18 protein-coding genes are annotated in these 23,332 nt (G+C 49.1%); 6 read left to right on the top strand and 12 right to left on the bottom strand.

Annotated features, from left to right (window positions below):
* The 6 genes from ACFRAM_RS01935 to ACFRAM_RS01960 all read right to left on the bottom strand — a co-directional run bounded on the left by ACFRAM_RS01935 (window position 1) and on the right by ACFRAM_RS01960 (window position 6,589).
* Window positions 1-1,266: a class I SAM-dependent methyltransferase gene (locus ACFRAM_RS01935; protein WP_379464737.1), complete on the bottom strand. Its 1,266-nt coding sequence runs from the start codon at window positions 1,264-1,266 to the stop codon at window positions 1-3.
* Between the two features lie 175 nt (window positions 1,267-1,441).
* The gene (locus tag ACFRAM_RS01940; protein WP_379464315.1) at window positions 1,442-2,248 is read right to left on the bottom strand and encodes a DUF7638 domain-containing protein; all 807 of its coding nucleotides are present in this window, start codon (window positions 2,246-2,248) and stop codon (window positions 1,442-1,444) included.
* A gap of 278 nt (window positions 2,249-2,526) precedes the next feature.
* Window positions 2,527-3,903 (bottom strand): class II fumarate hydratase, encoded by a 1,377-nt coding sequence (fumC, locus tag ACFRAM_RS01945; RefSeq protein ID WP_379464316.1) that lies wholly within the window; start codon window positions 3,901-3,903, stop codon window positions 2,527-2,529.
* 133 nt (window positions 3,904-4,036) lie between these two features.
* Window positions 4,037-5,461 (bottom strand): aspartate ammonia-lyase, encoded by a 1,425-nt coding sequence (gene aspA, locus ACFRAM_RS01950; RefSeq protein ID WP_379464317.1) that lies wholly within the window; start codon window positions 5,459-5,461, stop codon window positions 4,037-4,039.
* 215 nt (window positions 5,462-5,676) lie between these two features.
* On the bottom strand, window positions 5,677-5,871 hold the full coding sequence (locus ACFRAM_RS01955; protein WP_379464318.1) for a hypothetical protein: 195 nt from the start codon (window positions 5,869-5,871) through the stop codon (window positions 5,677-5,679).
* A gap of 67 nt (window positions 5,872-5,938) precedes the next feature.
* The gene (locus ACFRAM_RS01960) at window positions 5,939-6,589 is read right to left on the bottom strand and encodes a hypothetical protein (protein ID WP_379464319.1); all 651 of its coding nucleotides are present in this window, start codon (window positions 6,587-6,589) and stop codon (window positions 5,939-5,941) included.
* Window positions 6,590-6,908: 319 nt separating this feature from the next.
* Between ACFRAM_RS01960 and kduI the strand changes: the two genes are divergently transcribed.
* Genes kduI through kduD form a run of 3 tightly spaced genes read left to right on the top strand, consistent with a single transcriptional unit; the run spans window position 6,909 to window position 9,346 of the window.
* Window positions 6,909-7,742 (top strand): 5-dehydro-4-deoxy-D-glucuronate isomerase, encoded by an 834-nt coding sequence (gene kduI / locus ACFRAM_RS01965; protein ID WP_379464320.1) that lies wholly within the window; start codon window positions 6,909-6,911, stop codon window positions 7,740-7,742.
* Between the two features lie 34 nt (window positions 7,743-7,776).
* A complete protein-coding gene (locus ACFRAM_RS01970) occupies window positions 7,777-8,541 on the top strand; it encodes a DeoR/GlpR family DNA-binding transcription regulator (protein WP_379464321.1) in 765 nt (254 codons plus the stop codon).
* 49 nt (window positions 8,542-8,590) lie between these two features.
* Window positions 8,591-9,346 carry a 2-dehydro-3-deoxy-D-gluconate 5-dehydrogenase KduD gene (gene kduD, locus ACFRAM_RS01975; RefSeq protein ID WP_379464322.1) on the top strand — a complete coding sequence of 252 codons (756 nt, stop codon included), beginning with the start codon at window positions 8,591-8,593 and terminating at the stop codon, window positions 9,344-9,346.
* Window positions 9,347-9,454: 108 nt separating this feature from the next.
* On the opposite strand, the gene ACFRAM_RS01980 is transcribed toward kduD, so the two are convergent.
* From ACFRAM_RS01980 to ACFRAM_RS01990, 3 genes are read right to left on the bottom strand one after another with little or no spacing between them, the layout of a single operon-like run.
* Window positions 9,455-11,056, bottom strand: coding sequence for an extracellular solute-binding protein (locus ACFRAM_RS01980; protein ID WP_379464323.1), 1,602 nt, complete (start codon window positions 11,054-11,056; stop codon window positions 9,455-9,457).
* A 39-nt stretch (window positions 11,057-11,095) separates the two neighbouring features.
* Entirely contained in the window at window positions 11,096-12,013 is a 918-nt protein-coding gene (locus ACFRAM_RS01985) for a carbohydrate ABC transporter permease (RefSeq protein WP_379464324.1), read from the bottom strand.
* A gap of 15 nt (window positions 12,014-12,028) precedes the next feature.
* On the bottom strand, window positions 12,029-12,952 hold the full coding sequence (locus ACFRAM_RS01990) for an ABC transporter permease (protein ID WP_379464325.1): 924 nt from the start codon (window positions 12,950-12,952) through the stop codon (window positions 12,029-12,031).
* A 345-nt stretch (window positions 12,953-13,297) separates the two neighbouring features.
* Between ACFRAM_RS01990 and ACFRAM_RS01995 the strand changes: the two genes are divergently transcribed.
* Both ACFRAM_RS01995 and ACFRAM_RS02000 read left to right on the top strand, forming a co-directional pair.
* Window positions 13,298-15,025, top strand: coding sequence for a sensor histidine kinase (locus tag ACFRAM_RS01995; RefSeq protein ID WP_379464326.1), 1,728 nt, complete (start codon window positions 13,298-13,300; stop codon window positions 15,023-15,025).
* A gap of 24 nt (window positions 15,026-15,049) precedes the next feature.
* Window positions 15,050-16,675 (top strand): response regulator transcription factor, encoded by a 1,626-nt coding sequence (locus ACFRAM_RS02000; RefSeq protein ID WP_379464327.1) that lies wholly within the window; start codon window positions 15,050-15,052, stop codon window positions 16,673-16,675.
* A gap of 82 nt (window positions 16,676-16,757) precedes the next feature.
* Here the strand turns inward: ACFRAM_RS02000 and ACFRAM_RS02005 are convergent, their stop codons facing one another.
* Entirely contained in the window at window positions 16,758-18,497 is a 1,740-nt protein-coding gene (locus ACFRAM_RS02005; protein WP_379464328.1) for an ABC transporter ATP-binding protein, read from the bottom strand.
* The gene (locus tag ACFRAM_RS02010) at window positions 18,497-20,227 is read right to left on the bottom strand and encodes an ABC transporter ATP-binding protein (protein WP_379464329.1); all 1,731 of its coding nucleotides are present in this window, start codon (window positions 20,225-20,227) and stop codon (window positions 18,497-18,499) included. The genes ACFRAM_RS02005 and ACFRAM_RS02010 overlap by 1 nt, the downstream gene beginning before the upstream one ends.
* A gap of 141 nt (window positions 20,228-20,368) precedes the next feature.
* Between ACFRAM_RS02010 and ACFRAM_RS02015 the strand changes: the two genes are divergently transcribed.
* On the top strand, window positions 20,369-21,232 hold the full coding sequence (locus ACFRAM_RS02015; RefSeq protein WP_379464330.1) for a LysR family transcriptional regulator: 864 nt from the start codon (window positions 20,369-20,371) through the stop codon (window positions 21,230-21,232).
* A 94-nt stretch (window positions 21,233-21,326) separates the two neighbouring features.
* On the opposite strand, the gene htpG is transcribed toward ACFRAM_RS02015, so the two are convergent.
* Complete coding sequence (gene htpG, locus ACFRAM_RS02020; RefSeq protein ID WP_379464331.1) at window positions 21,327-23,207, bottom strand: molecular chaperone HtpG; 1,881 nt, start codon at window positions 23,205-23,207, stop codon at window positions 21,327-21,329.
* Window positions 23,208-23,332 lie beyond the last annotated feature (125 nt).

Genomic DNA, 23,332 nt, shown 5'->3' on the forward strand with positions numbered 1-23,332 from the left:
TTAGGTCCCCTTTTGCTTAAGAATAACGCCTTGTGTGGTTCGGGTTTCATTTACACAATCACCTATGGCTACGAACTCGGCATGCACATCAGCATCTTGAATCACATCAATCATCCATTGCTGAAAATCCTCTTCCCCAAGTTCCCACTTATGGTCCTCATGGCGGAAATCTTTCAGTTCATAATAGCGGTTAAAGTCCGCATTAGGGGTCGTAATAATGAGTTGGTCAAAATCAATAGACGTGCAGATTTGCCGGATTAACTTAGCAGCCTCATCCAGACTCATATGTTCAATCACTTCCGTTAAAATCACGTCCACCTGCTCCCCGTTATAGCTTTCCAGGAACTGATCGATGGAGCTTGCAAGAACAATATTGTCGATCGTCTTGGCCGTTGCTTTGCGTCTTACCGTCTCTAGGCGCTCTTCGTCAATATCAATCGCATAATAGCTAGCCTCCAGCTTTCCTGCAAAAGGAATAGCATAGAACCCTTCTCCGCAGCCAATATCTACAATCGACTTATCGAAGGCTAAGACATTGCCGATATGTAGTCTGCGCTGTAGTGCCGTTCCTCCATAGGCAAACTGGATATCATAACGATCTGTTGTTTCCAGCTCACCCTTGTATTTGTGGAACCGGTCCTTCGACGATAAAAAATTGCGTACGAACAGGCTACGGATATAAAATGGCGCATCCATGACGTTTACGCTCTTGATATATTTATCAAGGATACTTTCTGAAATATCGATGTACTCATTGCCGAAGGCCGAGAGGAACAAACACAGTACACCCGCAACATGCAGGAGCTGGTAGAGGCTTTTGCTCGTCTTCACCGTTAAGGAATAACTTTTATGCGCCAGATGACTCATTTCGAACGTGAAGTCCGGCAAGTGCTTTTCAAAAAAATGAATGTACCTCACCAGTTCAATATGAATCATGCCTATGAACAAGGTCTGCTCATACCCTTTAACATCCCGCTCATCCTGTACCCTTAGCGGCGCTGAGAAAAATTCGTTCATTGCATTCAGTGGAAACAACGGTGTATTGTACCGCGACACATTCAAATACTCGAAGTTCTCCTGCTCATGCTGCTTGTAAGAAATTTCATTATCCGCATCCTTAAAATACACATTATACGTCTGAGCATCGGTATACCATCCATAGGCTATGCCTTTACGAATAGGACGAAGCATCATACCGGAACCGGGATTCTTTTTGATTAAAAATGAAAACTGCGGGTTTGTGGACCTCAACTGGAGGATCGCCATTACCATCTTCTCCTTACTTGCAAATTCGCTTCTCTTGATGTTAATTTTCACTGAAATTCGTATTCCTGAACAGGGTAAAAGTATTACGATATCGCAAAAAAAGCACGGCCCAAGTGGGACGTGCTTTCGGTTGAATAGCATTATATTTTATTCAAACCCGCGATTGGATTTAAGATCATACCTCAACACCGGCCCTGGCATGGTCAGCGGGATACTCCAAGTAGCTGTAATACGCCTGTCGGCACTTCTCCAAAGAGGTCTCGCTGCCGCTGAGCTTCTGATATGCATTGGCCAGCTCCTTGTACTTCTCCTCCGGTTCAGCACTATACAAGACTTCATCAAATGTAATGATCCCCAAATTATCAAATCTAACCGTAGTAGACTCTGTGAAGCTGGTGAACAACGTGCCATTCCGAAACAAGTCCCCGACCTCGTCCAAAGTCATCTTCCATTCAAATGCCGGCGTGTAACAGGATACAAGACCGTCTTCATAGACGACAATATTGGCGATATAATTCTGGCCCTCATGCTTCAGAAACATCGTGAAGCCGTCACCTGCAGCTGTCTGATAAAATTGTTCGGTTTGCACGTAGAATTCGCTAGCATTGGGTGAATGGATCACACGGCGCCCATGCTGCTTGTCACGCACTGAAATCGTATAGAGATTCTCAAGTTCAGGATTAAGTGTACGGACGGTGTCTTGCAGATATCTTAAGTAAGAGGTCTCATCAAAAGCCCACTCAGCAGACGCAATCTTGTATGCACCCAATCCATGGATTGACAGACTTTCGCCCTCCGGGACTCTCGTAACAAGCCAACCCGCTTCCAGCTTTTCCTTTGCCCCTGTCAAATCTACTAGTTCCCAGCAGTTGACCATACCGTCCTCGTAGACATCCACATTAATATAAAAATACTGATTGTTATTAATGATACCGGGCACCCTGGTTCCTTCTATCCGCTTTTGCCTGCTGATTCGCTGCATGATGTTCGTCTCCTTGCCTATTGATGTTTTTTCACCTATGAACATTATGCCTAATATTCAGCGTCACATCAAAGCAAATCGGTCGGTAGATGATCAGGATCGATCGGGATGAGACGGATTTTCCGTCCTAACGAATCCATGGCTGCGATCTCGAAAACTGCTCAGTCAGACTTATGTAGAACAATGGATTCAAAGTTTAAGAAAAAGCTAGGGAAAAACACCCTCACTTTTCACCGTAATTTTAATTTTCTTAAACAGATCTGATAGAGCAAGCTTTATTAAATCATATCCTCCGGCTTGACCATGCTATCAAATTGCTCTTCGGTCAGCAGATTTAAGCGCAAGGCGGCTTCCTTAAGGGTAAGGCCTTCTTTGTGGGCAAGTTTGGCAATCTTGGCTGCATTCTCATAACCGATATACGGATTCAGTGCAGTCACCAGCATCAGGGAATGATGCAGGTTCCGTTCAATCGTGTTCACATTGGGTTCGATCCCTTGCGCACAATGCTCGTCAAACGAAATCATTGTGTCGGCGAGAAGCTGACACGATTGCAGGAAGCTGTGAATGATAACCGGCTTGAACACATTCAGCTGGAAATTCCCCTGACTGGCTGCCATCCCAATGGTCACATCGTTGCCGAACACCTGACACACTACCATCGTCAGCGCTTCGCTCTGTGTCGGATTGACCTTACCTGGCATAATGGAGCTGCCCGGCTCATTCTCCGGGATGCTGATCTCGCCAATGCCGCTGCGCGGGCCGCTCGCCAGCCAGCGGACATCGTTGGCGATCTTCATAAGATCGCCAGACAGCGCCTTCAATGCGCCATGCACATGCACGAGTTGATCGTGGCTCGTCAGTGCATGGAACTTGTTGGCGGCGGAAGTAAATTCACCGGACAGCTCTGCGGCAATCCCTGCCGCCGCCCTGTCACCAAACTCCTGATGGGCATTGATGCCTGTGCCCACCGCGGTTCCGCCGATCGCCAGCTCCAGCAGCGACTTCGAGCTGACTTCAATGAACTGCTCGCACTTCTCGAGCATAGCCGCCCAGGCGCTGATTTCCTGACCAAGGGTGATCGGGGTCGCATCCTGCAGATGGGTACGACCGATCTTGATAAGGTCTTTGAACGATTCTGCTTTTCCGGTTAACGTAGCCGCCAGCTGCCGGATCGCAGGAAGCACCTGCCGCTCTACGGCAAGATATGCGGCAATGTGCATTGCTGTAGGAAAAGTATCATTGGAACTTTGACTTTTGTTCACATCATCATTGGGATGAATCACGGCCGAAGCGCCGCTGGACTTTAGAATTTCATTCCCCCGGCGGGCAATGACCTCATTAACGTTCATATTGGTCTGAGTACCACTGCCCGTCTGCCACACTGCAAGTGGAAAATGTTCGTCAAAGTCCCCGGCCAAAATCTCGTCCGCCGCCTGTACAATCGCTTGCATCTTGGCATTATCCAACACGCCTAGCTCCGCGTTCGCCTGAGCCGCCGCCTTTTTGATCAGCGCCAGTCCATAGATCAGAGCGCGGGGCATTTTTTCGCTGCCGATTTTGAAATTCTGTAGGCTGCGCTGGGTCTGAGCACCCCAGTATTTATCTGCTGGCACCTGCACTTCTCCAAGCGTATCCTTTTCTATACGATAATCCATGACATCACCTCATTTTTAGAATAGAAATCAGGCCTTTAGCGGTTCTTCATAACGCCGAAAAGCGAAAGAGGAACGTTCGCCGCCTCGATGTTCCGCTGCGCTGCTGTCCGTACTTTCGCTTTTCGGGCAAACTCTACTCTCTATGCAGCAGCGATGCTCCCGCAATTCCCGGATGGGTCATTTCATAAGGATCAAGGATCATGTTCAACTCTTCCTCAGTCAGTACATTGTACTTAAGACACAGCTCTCGTACAGATTCCCCGGTCAGAATGGCCTCACGCGCAATTCGGGAGACGACCTCATAACCCAGGTGCGGATTGACAGCGGTAATAATGCCGACACTGCGCTCCACTTCCTGTTCCAGCTTCTCCTTGTTCGCTTCAATTCCGGCTAAGCAATAGTCCGTGAAGACCCGGAACGAATTGTTCATAATGCTGATCGACTGGATCAGGTTGAAGACCAGCACTGGCTCCATTACGTTCAGCTCCAGTTGGCCCGCTTGAGAAGCAAGACAAATCGTGTGATCGTTTCCAATAACCTGGAAGGCTACCTGATTAATGACCTCTGCCATAACCGGATTGACCTTACCCGGCATGATCGAGGAGCCTGGCTGACGGGCCGGAAGCGAGATTTCATTGAATCCGGAACGTGGACCAGAGGCCATCAGCCGCAGGTCATTGGCGATTTTGGACATGTTCATCATGCAGACCTTCAGTGTCGCCGACACTTCTGTGTAAGCATCTGTATTCTGGGTGGCATCCACCAGATGGTCTGCAGTCACAAGCGGGAACCCGCTGATTTCCGTCAAATGACGGACCACCTGCACGATATAATCAGGATCGGCATTCAGCCCGGTGCCGACCGCTGTTGCCCCCATGTTCACTTCATATAAATGATGACGGGAGTGCTCGATGCGCTTGATATCGCGCTCCAGCACTCTGCTATAGGCTTCGAATTCCTGGCCGAGGCGGATCGGTACAGCATCCTGGAGATGTGTCCGGCCCATTTTGATCACCGGATCGAACTCCTGGGCTTTCTGCAGAAATACCTCATGCATACTCCGCATGGTGGCCAGCAGTTGTTCCAGCAGTGACAGTGTGGCAATATGTATCGCCGTAGGGAAGGCGTCATTCGTCGACTGAGCCATGTTGACATGGGAGTTCGGGCTGAGCTGCAGATAATCGCCCTTCTCCTTGCCCAGCAGCTCCAGTGCACGGTTAGCGATCACCTCGTTGGCATTCATGTTGAGCGAAGTGCCGGCACCACCCTGAATAGGGTCCACAATAAATTGGTCATGCCACCCGCCATCAATGATCTCTCCTGCGGCTTGTACAATCACTTCTCCGAGTCCTTTGTACAGTCTGCCCACTTCCATATTGGCCAGTGCTGCGGCTTTCTTTACGATCCCCATCGCTTTGATTAATTCACCATGCACCCGATAGCCGGTAATCGGAAAATTCTCGACCGCACGTAGCGTCTGAATACCGTAATAGGCGTGCTTTTCTACCTGTTTACTGCCCAGAAAGTCTTTTTCCACGCGAAATTCAGTCTCTGACACCGTTCATACCTCCGCATTGTTTTCTTTATAGTTTAGGTTTAGGCCATAGTTCAAGACGAAAGTCCATCCTATATTTCCCTATTGCCTACTAGGATAATACCTTTTATTTTAAGTATTGTCTCCACCTATATACAATAAAGATTACGAAAACCGTAATGCTGCGAGGAAAATGTGCCTCTTAGACAAAGAAAAGCTTATTTTTCAGTACCAGTGAGTTAAGCCCCATACACATCAAATAGTGAATGAAAGGGATCGCGCTCCTCAGCAGACTTATCAGCTTTGTGATTTCCATTGCCGCCCTTAACGGCAGCTGGCTGCTGCCGCTGATGCATCTTGATCGGTATCGCCGCCAGCCCCAGTACCGAACCACACAGTACGATCAACAGCACTATTCCTGTTAGTATCCACATCTTCGTTACCTCCATAATTTTAGATCTGGACTTTCCAGCTCAAGAGACACACTCTATTCATCTCAGATTACCAAGCGGACAGTCCCAGCAATCGTTCACCAAGCTCGTTCAGAATCACCCTCCCGTGTTGTCCTGCCTGGTGGATCTCATTCCAGAATAGAATCCGGTCGCTCCTGCAATCCTCACTATCTTGCGCTGGAACCATGGTCACTGGCAGCAAATCCGAAGTCTGACTAAGCAAAACCAGTTTATCACTGGCATATATCAGTAAATCCCCCACCTCAACAGCTATTGCAAGCCTTCTGCCAGAGTGATCAGCATAATGAAACTCCACTTGCTGGGCTAACAAAGAAATGCAGCCCTCTATCTTTGGACTCTGCATTGAAGCTGTCTGGGCATCGTTTCCCCTAATTCTCAGCCCTTCGAGATACAACCATAGTCCAGGCTGCTTCCATAGTCCGGAAAAAGCTTCATATACCTTATAACGCAGCAGAATATCCCACATGTATGGATGAGATCGTATTACGGATAAATCCTTATTCCATAAGGCCCTTTGTCTGTCTGCTTCAGCTGGCATCAAGGAAAGAAGACGCAGAATATAAAATTTCGGAACGGCCCGCCGCCGCAGAAAATATCCATGCTCTTCCCAACAATGCCAATCCTCTTCCGTCCACCCCGACTGCTCCTCTCCGCTTGCGCCGCAGTTGTGTGACAGCATATATTCCAGGACCTCCCTCATCTTCATACATATACAACTACTGACCATACTCCATTCAAAAGAACCCTAAATAATCTTGCAATGAATGTTCATTAGATTTATCCCAATTAATATATAAATACACTTTATAAATGTACTTTATTAATAATGCATTAAAAATAACAGCGCTATGACAGATTGTCAATAGTTCTTCTCCTATCCATCATCCAGCTCCAAACAAATGAACCTAAAAAGTATTTACACTTGATAAATGAACACAAATGGAGTAATTTGAACATATAGAAACCAATTCCGATTCAAAAAGGAGACTGATCACACCATGGAAAGACGCTACGCATCCCATCCCCAAGAAGTCAAACAATTCGATACTGAGCGCCTGCGCAAGGAATTTCATATTCCCGTCCTCTTCGTTCCCGATGAGCTGAAGCTCGTGCTGACCCATGAAGACCGCATGATCATTGGCGGCGCGCAGCCGGTGACGCAAGAAGTGCAACTGACAACAGATCTAAAGGAACTCGGTGTCACGTATTTCCTGGAACGCCGTGAGCTTGGTGTTATTAATGTAGGTGGCGCAGGGACAGTTACTGTTGATGGTACCTCATATGAACTGGGCACGAAGGAATGTTTGTACGTAGGTCAGGGCTCTAAGGAAGTTAGTTTCAAAAGCAATGATAGCGCTCAGCCAGCCAAGTTCTATCTGAACTCTGCTCCTGCGCATCAATCCTATCCTACCGCTAAGACCACACTGGCCGAGGCCGATTCCAGCGCTCTGGGAGATATCAAGAACTCCAACGAACGCACCATTTACCGCTTCATCCACGCTGATGGTGTGCAAAGCGCACAACTGGTGATGGGCATGACTGAACTGAAACCGGGCAATATGTGGAACACGATGCCTGCCCATATTCATCCACGCCGGATGGAGGCCTACTTCTATTTTGGACTCCCGGAAGACGCAGCAGTGTTTCACCTTATGGGTGAGCCAGACGAGACCCGCCATATTGTCATGAGCAACGAGCAAGCGGTCATCTCTCCAAGCTGGTCGATCCACAGCGGCGTAGCCACAAGCAATTATACATTTATCTGGAGCATGGCCGGTGATAATAAAAGATATGATGATATGGACCCCGTATCCATAAAAGAATTACAATAGAATCACTACATTTACGGAAAGCTGAGGCACAAGGATGAACCCGATACGACGGCATGAGATGATTATGGAGGTTCTGCTGAACCAAAAGGATGTAACGGTCAATGAACTGAGTGACAAGCTCCAGGTCACAGGTAAAACGATACGTGAAGACCTGACCCGACTGGAGGAACAGGGGCTGATTGTCCGTGTGCACGGCGGTGCCGTGCTGGCGCAGAGCGACCAGTTCGGCATTCTGCCGTCCCGGGAGCCGCTGGACAAATACGCCGAGGAGAAAAGCGAGATCGCGCAGCGTGCACTGGCCCACATTGAAGAGGATGATATTATCGCGCTGGACGGGGGCAGTTCAACGCTCGAGATCGCCCGGCGGCTCGACAACCGGCCGCTGACCGTCATCACTAATGATGTGCATATCATCGGCGAACTGGCTCCCAAGGAGCACATCCGTCTCGTCGTTCCCGGAGGGTACCGTGTCCGCAACATGTTGGCTGGTCCCGAAGCTGTCGCCTATGTGCAGAAGCTGAATATTCAAAAAGCCTTTCTCTCGGCAACCGCCGTTCATCTCGAACACGGTCTGTCTATCTATACCGGAGATTTAATCGAATTCAAACAAGCCTTGGTTGCCACGGCCCGGCAAGTAATCGCGGTGGTGAACCATCACAAATTCGGCCACACCGCACTCCGTACGTTCGCCTCGCTGGAGGAAGTAAATCTCATCCTTACTGACAGTGGCCTCCCAGCGGAAACCGCACAACAGTTCCGGAGCGCCGGTGTAACCCTGGAGTGCGGATCGCAGAATTAATACCTAGATATTAACTACCTTCAGAGGCTTAAAAAGGAGTGTAATTCATATGTCTTCCTTATTCAGCTTGTCCGGCAAAACGGCTCTCATTACCGGAGGCGCCCGCGGACTTGGACAGGGCATCGCGCTTGGGTTAGCCGAAGCAGGCGCGGATATCGTCTCGGTCTCCTTCAATCCTAGCGACCATACACTGGAAGCTGCCACAGCCCTTGGTGTCAAGACGCTGGGCATCGAAGCAGACCTCAGTCAGCACAGCGGGCTTCAGGCTGTCTTTGACGAAGCCCTGACCCTTACCGGGCATGTCGATATTCTCGTCAATAATGCCGGAATCATCCGCCGGGCACCCGCGGAGCAGCACAGCGAACAGGACTGGTTCGATGTCATCGACCTTAACTTGCATACCGTCTTTCTGCTCTCGCAAATTGCCGGACGCCACTTCTTAGAACGCAAGTCCGGTAAAATCATCAACATCTGCTCCATGCTCTCCTACCAAGGTGGCATAATCGTTCCCGGCTATACCGCCAGCAAGCACGGCGTCGCCGGATTGACCAAGGCCTTGGCCAATGAATGGGCACCTCATGGGATCAACATCAACGCCATCGCCCCGGGCTACATGGCTACAGACAATACCGCGCCAATTCGGGCCGACGAGAAGCGGGCTGAATCAATTCTGGAGCGCATCCCTGCAGGTCGCTGGGGATCACCGGACGATATTAAAGGTCCGGCTGTCTTCCTGGCCTCAGCCGCTTCCGACTATATGAACGGCCATCTTTTGGCCGTAGATGGCGGCTGGTTGGCCAGATAGCAAACTGAACAACTCAAAGGGGGGTCCCCTGCCATCTGCGGCAAGGAACCCCCTTTTTTTAAAAATTATCCTCCTATTTCCTCGATGCCAATGTCACCTACAAGTTTCCTACTTTACACTCATATAGCGTTCGTAAGCATCTGTCCGGATTTTAATCAATTGCGCTAGGCCCATGTCATTGAGCTTTTTGACGTAAATATCCCAGGTATCGTCGATCCCGCCTTTGGTGACCCACTGGGCGCGCATGGTGGCCACGTAGCCATCAATATCCGTAGTCAGTGTCGGCAATTCCTTGAACTCTTCCGCTGTGTACATTACGTTCGGGAACGGCGTCGTCACGAATTTGTTACCCAGTTTGTCGAGTTCCTGCTTCAGTCCATCCCCGGTTTCGGGATTCAATACGATGTCCTTCTCGAACGAAGGGCTTACATATTTCGGTCCAAAATCACGCAGCGATTGCTCCCAATACCAGGCATCCGCGCTGGTACCGGCTGGCGGGTCCATCAGGGTATACGTGCCATCGTCATTCTTTTGGATCACGGTACCGATTGCGCCCCAGAAATTCTGAATACTGGCCTCATTCGTATAGAACTGGTCCGCCCAACGAGCGGCGATCTCCGGATTTTTGCAAGACGTCGTAATCAGCATCTCGTTGCGGTTGTAGCTCAGACCACTCGGATCTCCAGGCTGATACTTCTTCCCGTCTGGACCGGTAAGCGGTGGAATTGCAATATATTGATCCTTCCACTTGCCGAATACGGCATCCGGCGTCCATTGATACGTGAAGCCGACGATAGCGGCATCCGCATTCTGCTGTTTGGCTGATGTCATGCTGTTGTCTTGCGTGTATAGCTCTTTGTCGATTAAGCCCTCGCTGTATAATTGATGTGCCCATTTGAGGCCTTCTTTATATTCCTCGGACACCGGGATGAAGAGCGGCTTGCCGTCTCTGACCATCATGCTGTTTAAATTGATATCTGTGATGCCAAAAGGTGTAAGAAAATCCCCCAGTCCATTCTCCGTAAAAGGAATCTCGTCATTCTTGCCGTTTCCGTTAGGGTCTTGCTCCTTGAAAGCTTTCAGTACGTTGTGGAGATCGTCAATCGTGTCCGGGACCTTCAGTCCCAGTTTGTCAAGCCATGCCTTGTTGATGACTGGCTGGTTCTTGCTCTGCGGCCGGGCCGGCAGCCTGGTTGGCAAAGAGTATATTTTTCCATCAGGATAAGTGCTGATCTTTCTAAGCTCTGGTGTCTCATCCATAGCCGCTTTAAGGTTAGGCATATACTGGGCGATATAATCATCCAGCGGGCGGAAATAACTCAGGTTATTCACGATATCCGAATCGGTGAACGTTTGGTTACCTATAATAATGTCAGGCAGCGTACCACTGGCCAGCATGATGGATTTCTGCTCAGCCCAGTCGTTGGAGGATACCACTTGCCATTCGATTTTAACATTCGAGTTCTTCTCCAGATCCTTAAGCCACTGGTTGTTAGTGAAGGTATCGCCCATATTGCCCCAGCGCATGGTCAGAACTTTCAGGGTCACCGGCTCTGTCACAATCGGTAAGCCTTCCTTGTTAAAGCTGCCCGGTGTCTTGGCCGCAGTATTGTCATTTGCTCCCCCGCATGCTGTGAGTCCAAACAGTAATGTAGCCGCAAGCATCATCGTCGCCATTTTTTTAACTGAAGCTTTGGTAGATTTACTCATCACATTATCCCCCGTTTCATTGTTATAAGAAGTTCTTGTCTACTCCTTCACGGCGCCGATCATCACCCCCTGGTTAAAGTACTTTTGCACAAATGGATAAATGCACATAATTGGTACCGTAGCTACAATAATGACGGAATAGCGCATCATGCTGGCGAGTCGCAGGGCAATTTGCGCAGCTTCACCGGTTCCTATTCCCGACTGCATTTGGTTGGTGATGAGAATGTTGCGCAGGATCAACTGCAGCGGATACAGATTCGGATTCTTCAGATAGATCAGCGCGTTAAAAAAGGAATTCCAATACCCTACGGCAATCCAGAGTGCCAGCACGGCTATGATTGCTTTGGACAGCGGCAGTACTACCAGAGTAAAGTACCGGAGGTTGCCACAACCGTCGATCTGGGCCGCCTCCCATAAATCACCGGGAATGCTGGATTGGAAGAAGGTCCTGGCTACGATGATATTGAACACGACTACGGAAAAGGGCAATACCATCACAAGAAACGTGTCATACAAATGGAAATCCCGAATCGTCAGAAAGGTCGGAATCAGCCCGCCGTTGAAGAACATCGTAAAGATGAAGAACAGAGACAGAAACTTGCGTCCGACAAGGTCTCTGCGAGATAGCGCATACGCCGCTGAGACATTAACAACTAACCCGATCGCCGTGCCGACTACTGTGTACAGGATAGTATTTCTATAGCCGATCCAGATGTTGTCATGCTTCAGCAGCTCCTTATACCCATCCAGTGTGAAACCGCTGGGAAAGAGCCATACCTTGCCGTTTGCCACGGCGGACGGATCACTAAATGAAGCGATTACAATAAAATACAGCGGGTAGATCAGCATTACAAGGAACAACACGGCAACAATGTAAACGCCAAACTCCATGACCCAATCGGAAGAGCGGTTTCTGATGCTCCGACGCTGCTGGATTACAGGTTCCAATTCGCTCATTTGTGCACCCCCTTCCTACCATAGACTGTTTTCACTAACTTTCTTGGAGATCTGGTTCACAATGATCAGCAGAATAAAGTTGATGATGGTATTGAACAGATTGATTGCCGACGAGAAGCTGTACTGGCTGCTTAGCAGCCCTATTTTATAAACATAGGTAGATAGAATCTCGCTGGATGGTAAGTTCAGATCGTTCTGCATCAGGTACACCTTTTCGAATCCGACACCCAGTAGTCCGCCGACCCGCAGGATCAGTAGCGTCACCGCCGTTGGCATTAGCATGGGAATGTCGATGTACCGGATTTTGTGCCAGCGGCTGGCTCCATCCACGGTTGCAGCTTCATATAAGCTCGGATCCACCGCAGACAGTGCAGCGATGAAAATAATGCTGTCCCAGCCGACATGCTGCCACACATCGGACCAGACATACACACTGCTGAACAAGGCAGACGAACCCATCAGATCGGGAGGATCTCCACCAAACAGATTGTAGAGATTGCCGACCAAGCCCGTGCTAGGAGAGAACAAGATTAGCATCAAGCCCACCATAACGACCGTCGAGATGAAGTGTGGCATGTAAGATACCGTTTGAAAAAAACGTCTGAACCGGTTCGGCCGCATCTGGTTAACCATCAATGCCAGCATGATTGGAATCGGGAAAGTCACCATGCTGTAAAGGCTGATCACCAGCGTGTTCTTCAGGGTTGCAGAAAATTGATAGGAGTTGAAGAACTTCTCAAAGTATTTGAGCCCCGCCCAAGGACTGCCTCCTATTCCAGAAGCCGGACTGTAATCCTTAAATGCAATGAGAACCCCGTACATCGGCTTGTAGGCGAACAGCAGGGTCAGTATTACAGCGGGAAAAAGCAGTACATAGAGCCCCCAGTTACGCCTGATTTGTGCCCATGTCCGTCCTGTACTGAATTGACCGGATGACATATGAATCCATTCCCTTCCCCAAAAGATGTGGCCTAAGCTTTCCTCCGCTCACGCTGCTCAATCGATTGAACATCTTCAGTATAACGGTCCCAGTGCAACAATATCGGACCTCATAGCACCGCTATTCGGACATTTCCAGCTCCATATTCCCTCCAAAATTTATCCCTCCCCTGCCGCATGACAAAAGCATATTGAAATCCAGACTTTTCCATGTTCTTTCCGGACTTTGCTGTCAAAAGCGTATTTTTAGCCATGTTTTTTTAAAATGAAAGACTTATAATGTGTTTATTACCATATAAAACGCATTCATTACTATGGATCCAGAAAGGACCGCGCCCCTGGCCTATGGCAAAACACAAACCGAGCAAGCCGTATTCCATCAAATATTACGTACGAATTATGCTCGTCATTTCCTTCATCGCATTAGTTGTGGACCTCGCGATCAGCATTGCCTCCATCTCCATAGTCAAACAGCAGTCCACCCGGTATCTGCAAGACACCGCTGAGCTCTATATCAACCGCATTAACTATGACTTTAACTACATCAGTCACTTTATGGGTTGGGCTTTAGCCAATGATGATAACATCAAGACTATGAGTAACTCCCCCGTGGAAAGCATTGACTTCCGGGAGGCGAACGAGAAGCTGCGTATGCGTTTTGCGGAGCTGCAAAGAAACTACGGTCAGGGGTATAACTTTTTCTTCTATCTGGAGAACCATAACTTCTTTCTAAACTGCGCGCCGATGACCCTCTCCTACAGCGACTATCTGGAAGTCAAAAGGCAAATTATCTCTTTGACCGAGAACAAAGGGGTTTACGACAAGTTCTATGCGAAGTGGACCCCTATTCTCGCCAATGGCAAGTATTTCATTATTAGCTTTGTACCGTATCATGACCGCTACCTGGTGGGGCTCATCTCCGCGAATGACCTGATTGCTCCTCTACAGCAAATGAACCTGGGTGCCGACGGCTATGCCTCCCTAGTCTATAAACATGGCACGATCGTTTCGGGACCAGACTATGAAAAAGGTCAGGAACCAACCTTGCAGGAAGAGTCTAAGCCATCCTTTCTTGACCTGATCCAATCCCGGACTACGGTGATCAGCGATTTTGCCAACGCCTCATTAAGCGTCAAGATGGTCATTAAATTCGGCACCTTTGAGAAAATCATGATTGCCCAGCTACTGATTCTTGTCCTGTTTTTCCTGCTGATCTTCACTCTGAGCGCTGTAATGATACTGTTCATGCGCAAGGTGCTAAGCCCCATCCAGAGCTTCTCAGAGAATTTGGGCCGCATCAATGCGGAGGGCGAACCGGCTGATTTCGAGAGTAGCACCATCATCGAGCTCGAGCAGGCTAATGGACAGTTCAAGCAGCTTGTGGATCAGCTAAAAAAGTTCAAAATCGAGATGTATGAACAGGAGCTCGAGAAGCAGAAGATTCGGCTCGATTACATGAAAATGCAAATCAAACCCCATTTTTTCCTGAATTGTCTGACCAGCATTTACAGCATGGCCCAAATTCAAATGTATGAAGAAATTGAAGAAATGTCGATGGCTACATCTAAGTATTTTAGGTACATTTTTCAGAGCGGAGAAAATTTCGTCCGGCTGGAGGATGAAATCGAGCACGTGCGAATCTATCTGGATATTCAAAAGTCTCGTTACCGGAATGCATTCTCTTATCATATCGAACGTCCTGTGAGTATGGAAGGACTGCAGATTCCGCCCCTGGTGCTTCAGACCTTCATTGAGAATTCCGTAAAGTATGCAGTCTCAAGAGATCAGGAGCTGCAAATCAGGCTGTCGGTGTTTACCCCTTTTAATGTGGAAGCAGGTGACAAGGCTTGTATCCGGATCACCGATACCGGGCCGGGCTTTCCGCCGGAAATCCTGGAGAAGCTGTCGCGGGGAGACCTACTAGATCAAACCGATGGACACCGGATCGGGATCACGAATACCCAGCAAAGACTGGAGCTGCTGTATGGGCGGCAGGCGGAGGTTCATTTCTCCAATATGCTGAGCGGCGGGGCTTGCGTAACCATACTGCTTCCCAAAGTACCACAGACATGAAGCTGACGAGGAGGGAATTTGCCGATGAATGCTTTGCTTGTGGATGATGATTATTTTGTAATTACGGCACTGGAGAAAAGGATTGATTGGTCCGCTTTGTCTATTGATCATATTTATACCGCTTACAATGTAGCACAAGCACGTGAAATCCTGCTTCAGCATCCGGTGCATATTCTGATCTGTGATATCGAAATGCCTCAGGGAAGTGGGCTGGAGCTGCTTGCATGGATTCGTTCCGAGCAGTACAGCATCCAGACGATATTCCTGACCAATTATGCTGACTTCAATTATGCGCAGAAAGCGATAGAACTGCAAAGCTTCGATTATTTCCTGAAGCCGATTGAGTTCGACAAGCTTACCCTGATTATCCATAAGGCTGTTGCCAAGGCTAAGGAGCAGCAAAATAACGAAAAAGCGATCCGTGAAGGCGTGCTGTGGCAGAAAAACAGAAGCAAGATGATTGAGCACAGCTGGCGCAGGCTGATCACTGGTAAATCTTTTCCGGCGGACCCTGCCAATCTTGCCCCTTATCTAGCTGAGCAGAACCTTCCTTATCAGCCCTGTGATCTATTCCTTCCCGTTCTGGTTAATCTGTTTCCCTATGATCGAAGTCTGGGCAAAGAAGACAAGAACCTGTTCGACTATGCGCTGTTAAATGTGATGCATGAATTGTACCAGCATCCCCTCTTTCAAGTGGAAGCAATTACAGAGATCAAGGATTGTAACTGGATGATTATTCTAAAATGGAACAGTAGTCCTGACCCTGGAATGCTCGAAGGCCACTGCTCCGTCTTCATTGCCCAGGCCAACAAATTCCTGAAATGCGACGCCTGCTGCAACATTGGCAAATCCCTGACGCTCGGGGCGATCCGCAAGGAAATTCAGGAATTGCTGGTGATGAATGAGGAAATGATCAAGCACCGTAACCAGACCTTTCTGCTGGAGCACTACCGCAAATCCGAAGCAATTTATAACCCGCCCGATCTGATCCTGCTAGAGCAGCTGCTGAATGAGAATAATTACACTGCGTTTCTGGAGCTGACCTTAAGCTATCTGCACGAGCTGATTCAGGGCCAAATCGTCAACACCTCGGTGCTCAGCTTGCTGCGGCTGGACATTGTACAGCTCGTATACGCTCATCTCAAGAGCAAGGAGATCGAAGCACATAAGCTCTACATGGGCAGAGCCGGGGACCAACTGTTCATACATTCCCTGAATTCAATTGAGGATATGCAGCAATATATCGGTTATCTAGTCAACACAGCAGCGGAATACCGCAATTTTGCCGAGCAGCCTAAGTCAGTCGTAGAAGAAATCACTCATTACATCAAAACACATTGCGGTAATGATCTGACACGGAACAGCCTCGCAGAGATTGTCTATCTCAACCCGGATTATCTGGCCCGGCTCTTCAAGAAGGAGACAGGGATCTCACTCGGCAACTATATCATCCAGACCCGACTGGCGGCTGCTAAGCATCTGCTGGAAACCACCCGGCAATCGGTTTACACCATCGCCAGCAAGGTCGGATATTCGAACTATTCACATTTCTCCAAGCTGTTTAAGATGGACAACGGCTGCAGCCCCAACGAATACCGTAAAAATCTAAAAGAACTGAAAGAGCTGAAATCCGTAACCGAATGGAGCTGAGACTCCTAAGAGAACATAAAAGCGTCCGCTCCCGGTATTTCATTAGGGAGTGGACGCTTTTTAACATTAGGCAATCACGACACTACACAGCGGCAAATTGACTGTTGTACAAGCGGGCGTAATAGCCTCCGCTCACCAGCAGCTCATCATGAGTTCCGCTCTCCACGATATCGCCGTCCTTCATGTAGAGGATGAGATCGGACTCACGGATCGTTGACAAGCGGTGGGCGATCACAAAGCTGGTACGCCCGGCAATCATCTTCAGGAACGCTTTCTGAATCCGTACCTCTGTCAGGGTGTCAATACTGCTGGTCGCCTCATCCAGAATCAGCATTGGCGGATCCACCAGCATGACCCGGGCAATCGTCAGCAACTGCTTCTGACCCTGTGACAGATTGTCCCCGGAGCCACTGATCCGGGTATCATACCCTTCCGGCAGACGCCTGATGAAGCCATGTGCATTGGCAGCCTTGGCCGCAGCAACCACCTCTTCATAACTGGCCTCGGGCTTGCCATACGCGATATTCTCGCGGATGGTCCCACCGAACAACCAAGTCTCCTGCAGCACCATCCCGAAATTGCGGCGCAGGCTGTCCCGGGTGATGGTGTTAATGTCTACTCCGTCAATCGCGATGGTCCCGCTATCGACATCATAGAAGCGCATCAGCAGGTTGACCAGCGTCGTCTTCCCCGCTCCCGTCTGCCCTACAATCGCCACCCGGGTTCCCGGCTTCACTTCCAGGCTGAACCCGGTAATGAGTGGCCGCTCCGGATCATAAGCAAAACGCACTTGATCGAACGTGATCGTTCCCTGGCTGGTTTGCAGCTCCACAGCCCCTTCGGCATCCGGTTTTTCCGGTGCTAAATCCATTATCGCGAAGATACGCTGTGCCGAGGCCGTCGCTGCTTGCAATTGTGTAATCACTCCAGTGATTTCGTTGAACGGCTTAGCGAACAGGTTCGAATAGATCAAGAAACTGGAGAGATCCCCTACTGTCAGGTGGTTCATAATGACCATGACACTGCCGATCATCGCAATGACCGAGAATGTCAGATTGTTTACCAGTCGGGTCGTTGGATTCGATAGTGAACCATAGAACTGCGATTTTACACCTGTCTGGTACAGCGCTTCATTCTGCTCAGCAAACGCTGCAAAAGCACGCTCTTCATACTGATAAGCTTGAACAACCTTCTGCCCGCCGACCAGCTCTTCCACATAACCGTTCAGCCCACCAAGAATTTTAGCCTGATCCCGGAACATCTGCTGCGAACGGGTCGTAATAAAATGCGCTGCAAAATACGAAGCCGGAGCGGACAAGAGCACCACCAGGGTCATGAGCGGACTGATGTAGAGCATCAGCCCTATCGCTCCCGCAATCGTAACCACACCGGTCAGAAGGGTAGAAAAGCCTTGCTGCAACCCGTCCGAGACAGCATCCATGTCGTTGACAAAACGGCTGATGCTATCACCTTGCGGATGATTATCATGAAATTTCAGCGGCAAGATGTTCAGCTTGTCAAACAGCTCACGCCGCATATCATTGATAGTCCGGTAAGCGATCCGGTTCATCAGCGCCGTAAGCAACCATCCAAAGAGACTGCCGACGAGATAAATAGCACCGAGAATGAGCAGCAGGCGCAGAACGGCCGAAAAATCAACTTTTCCCGGACCGATCATAAAGTCAATTGCCTTACCGATCAGGAGCGGTCCAATTAAACTGGCCACTACGCTTAGAATGGCACAGATGACCGCGAGAATCATCAGGCTTCGGTACTGGGATGTATAGACGATGAGTCTCTTCCACGTATTATTTCTTTTCATTATCCAGACTCCTCACTCGATAACTGGGACAGGCAGATTTCTTTATACTCTGCACAGCTGTCCATCAGTTCTTCATGACTTCCGATGCCGGCAATCCGCCCCTCCTCAAATACGATAATTTTATCCGATTGCCGTACCGTGCTTACCCGTTGGGACACCACAAGCACGGTCATTTCCCGGCTGTATTCTTTTAGCGCCTTGCGCAGTGCTGCATCTGTGGCAAAATCAAGCGCGCTAGATGAGTCATCCAGTATCAGAACCTGTGGCTTACGGATGACAGCGCGTGCGATAGTCAGACGCTGTTTCTGTCCGCCGGACAGATTCATTCCTCCTCTGGACACCTTGGTATTCAGTCCTTCCGGCAGCTTGTGAATAAATTCAGCCGCCTGGGCTACTTCGGCTGCCCGCAGGATCTCCTCTTCCGTTGCCCCTTCATTACCCCAGCGGATATTATCCGCGATAGTGCCCGTGAATAGCAGTGCTTTCTGCGGAACAATCGCAATCTTCTCCCGCAGCCGGGAGAGCGGGTACTCTCTAACATCCAGGCCATCCACAGTGATGCTGCCCTCCACTGCATCATAGAAACGGGGAATCAGATTCACAAAGGTAGACTTCCCGGAACCGGTACTGCCGATCAGTCCAATCGTCTCCCCCCTATTTATAACCGCAGAGATATTATCCAGTGCCAGCTCACCGGTACTGCTGTATCCGAAGGACACTTGGTCAAAGGCAATCTTGGGTACCTCCCGGTGACCGGCAGGCTCGCTAAGACCGGTGTCTTGTACCGAGGAAGTTACCGCCAGCACTTCATTGATCCGGCTCGCTGAAGACGATGCCTTGGTGAAAATGATTACCAGATTGGAGACCACAATCAGTGCCAGTAGGATCTGCGTAACATAGTTGATAAAAGCAATGATCTCCCCTTGTGAGAGACGGCCGCTATCGATGTGAAAGCCACCGGCCCAGAGGATAGCTATAATCGCTGCGTTCACCACTAATGTGGTGAGCGGTCCCAGCCAGGCAGAGATGCGTCCAACCCGAATCGCCGTAGCTGTCAAATCATCGGAGGACTCTGCAAAACGAGCGCGCTCCTGGCGGCTCTTGGCAAAAGCGCGAATAACACGCAGACCGGACAGATTCTCGCTCAGTACCAGTGCCAATGCATCCAGCTTCTTCTGATACAGGCGATATAGTGGAGATGTCCGACTGATAATCAAATATAGAATAATCCCGAATACGGGCGTGGCTGCCAGCAGAATCAGGGACAACCGGAAGTCGAGAATCATGGACATGATAATCGCTCCGATACAGATAAACGGTGCCCGGATCACCAGGCGGATCAGCATGGCAACGGCCAGTTGCAGCTGATTCACGTCATTCGTGATCCGGTTGATCAACGAAGGCGTCCCGAAGGTATCCAGTTCGGCATAAGACAATGACGAGATATGACGAAACATCTTGTTGCGAAGCGTGGTACCAAAACCCTGTGAGGCCCGGGCAGCATAATACTGGCAGATCATCGAGCAGCCGAAGCCGAGGAGCGACATCAGGAGCATCAGCCCGCCCATCCGGTACACATATCCGCTGTCCTGATGCCCGATTCCATTATTGATAATCAGGGCAACAAAGGTTGGCAGCAGCAGCTCCAGGATCGCCTCCAGCAGCTTGAAGATGGGGCCGATGATGGCTTCTTTTCGATACGGTTTTAAATACACAGCAATTTTGAACACAGGAATCCACACCTAACCTAAGAAGTAGTATTTGATTTTTCTATAAGACCAGTTATGATTATGTCATATCTTTTTTCATATTAATAATATTTGATTCGTATCAGTGCGATACGATATACATATCTCAACTGGAGGTTCCCCATGGACATCAGGCAGCTCAAATACTTTTTGGCTATCGCCGAGGAAGGTCAAATCACTTCAGCTGCACGCAAGCTGCAGATGGCCCAGCCACCTCTGAGCCAGCAGCTCAAGCTTCTTGAAGATGAGCTTGGCGTCAAGCTCTTTGAACGTGGTCCCCGTAGCGTACAGCTCACCGATGCAGGCATCATTCTACGAAACCGGGCGCAGCAGATTCTGGAGCTGGCCGACTCCACTACCCGGGAGATTAATGACTTCGCTAAAGGTATGAAAGGGACTATTACTGTTGGGACCGTCTCCTCCTCCGGCGCGACCCTGCTTCAGGATAGACTGCGCGAATTCCACAAAATGTATGCTGGTATCAAATTTGAAATTCATGAAGGCAACACTTTTATGGTAATAGACCTTCTCAATAAAGGCATCGTAGAGGTCGGCATTGTCCGCACTCCTTTTAACACTACGAACCTGGAATGCAAATACAGCAGTGCAGAGCCTATGATCGCCGTGATGACCCCCGACTACGATTGGAGCGAGGGTGAAGCATTCATGGAGGTTGGTGAGCTGCAGAACAAGCCGCTGATCATTTATCGGCGGTTCGAACAGCTGATCCGCGAAGCCTGTATTGATCAGGGCTTTGAACCCTCCTTCTTCTGCATGAATGATGATGCCCGTACCACACTGCTCTGGGCCAACGCCGGGCTGGGTATCGGTATTATTCCCAAATCTGCCTTTGGACTCGTGAACAACAGCAACTTGTTATACAAGGAGATCCGCAGCGAGACGCTCCGCACCCGCGTCGCTGCCATCTGGATGAAGGACAAATATCTCTCCTCGCTGGCAGCCAAATTTATTGACTGCTTTGGGTAAGCCTTAAGCTTATAGAGAAAGCAAATAACCCGTCCTGGTATACACCAGTGACGGGTTATTCACTCTTTATAGAGATGTTAATTGGCCACGCCAATTACACCATGATTTTGCAAATATCGTTCGTGAACTGCACAGGGTCGCCTACCTGCAAACCTTCAATCAACAGAGCTTGGTTGTACAGCAGGTTCGTGTAGAGACTCAGCTTCTCTTTATCATTGTTCGAAGCCGCCTTCAGAGACTGGAAAACCTCGTGATTGATATTGATCTCCAGCACCTTGTCTGCTTGCACTTCCTGACCATTCGGCATCGATTTCAGGATTTTCTCCATCTCGATGGTCAGCTCACCTTCAGTGGAGAGACAGACCGGGTGGGTCTTAAGGCGTTTGGAAGCTTTGACATCCTTAACCTTGCCGGACAGAATGCCCTTCATTGCTTCGAATAGCTCTTTGTTCTCATTCTCTTCAGCATCGGTAGGCTTGTCCGCAGCATCGGTCTCGATGCCAAGATCGCCGCTGGAGACGGATCTGAATTCTTTTTCCTTATAAGAGGTAATCATCTTGATCGCAAATTCATCAATATCATCGGTGAAGTACAGAATTTCATAGCCTTTATCAGCAACCAGTTCGGTCTGTGGCAGCTTCTCGATACGCTCTACGGATTCACCTGCAGCATAATAGATATATTTCTGATCTTCCGGCATTCTGGTCACGTATTCGTCCAGTGTAACCAGTTTCTTCTCAGTGGAAGAGTAGAACATCAGCAGGTCCTGCAGCGTGTCTTTGTGCATGCCGTAATCGTTATATACGCCGAATTTGAGCTGTCTGCCAAAGGCGCTGTAGAACTGATTGTATTTCTCTCTTTCGTCCTTAAGCAGGCTTTGCAACTGGCTCTTGATCTTGTTCTTAATGTTCTTGGCAATCAAAGTCAGCTGGCGGTCATGCTGCAGCAGCTCACGGGAAATGTTCAGAGACAGATCCTCGGAATCTACCATCCCTTTGACGAAGCTGAAGTAATCCGGCAGCAAATCGCTACATTTGTCCATGATCAGGACGCCGTTGGAGTACAGCTCCAGGCCCTTCTCATATTCCTTCGTATAGTAGTCAAACGGCGTATTCTCCGGGATAAACAGAATCGCGTTATAGACAACCGCACCGTCAGCACTGATGTGAATGTGCTTGAGCGGCTGGTCGAAACCGTAGCGCTTCTCGGCATAGAAATTGTTATAATCCTCGTCCGTCAGCTCGTTCTTATTCTTCCGCCAGATCGGCACCATACTGTTCACGGTTTGTTCTTCGGAGATTTCCTCGAACTCGTTCTCGCTGTCAGCCTTAGGCTGGCTGGTGGTGATATCCATCTTGATCGGGAAGCGGATGAAGTCAGAGTATTTCTTGATGATAGACTTCAGACGATACTCTTCCAGGTATTCATCATATTGATCTTCTTCGGTGTTCGCCTTGATCTTCAGTGTGATCTCGGTACCAACACTGTCTTTCTCAGCCGGTTCGATGGTATAGCCGTCAGCGCCTTTGGATTCCCATTTGAACGCTTCACTGCTGCCCAGCGCCTTACTGATAACCGTTACATCGTCTGCAACCATAAAGGCGGAATAGAAGCCAACACCGAACTGACCGATAATGTTATGACCGTCCTTCGCTTCATTCGCTTCCTTGAAGGCCAGGGAGCCGCTCTTCGCAATAACGCCAAGATTGTTCTCCAATTCCTCCGCAGTCATACCGATACCCGTATCGGTAATGGTCAGCGTTCTGTTTGCCTTATCAGCAGTCACTTTAATATAGTAATCTTCTTTATTGAAGACCAGCGAATCGTCAGCTAATGCTTTGTAATAGATTTTATCAATAGCATCGCTGGCATTCGAGATCAGCTCTCTGAGAAAAATCTCCCGCTGCGTATAGATGGAGTTGATCATCATCTCCAGCAGGCGCTTGGATTCGGCTTTAAACTTTTTTTTGGCCATGAATAAATTGATCTCCTTTCAGGATAAACATCTGTATGGAATAAACTTAGGATTTTAATAAGGTCTCAGGCTGTCATTGCGGAAAATGTTTGGACTTCCGGCCGCTGTTGTCTCCAGATTTCTTG

It is taken from the genome of Paenibacillus sp. NPDC056722 (assembly GCF_042790635.1).
In the GTDB taxonomy this organism is placed as follows: domain Bacteria; phylum Bacillota; class Bacilli; order Paenibacillales; family Paenibacillaceae; genus Paenibacillus_AQ; species Paenibacillus_AQ agri.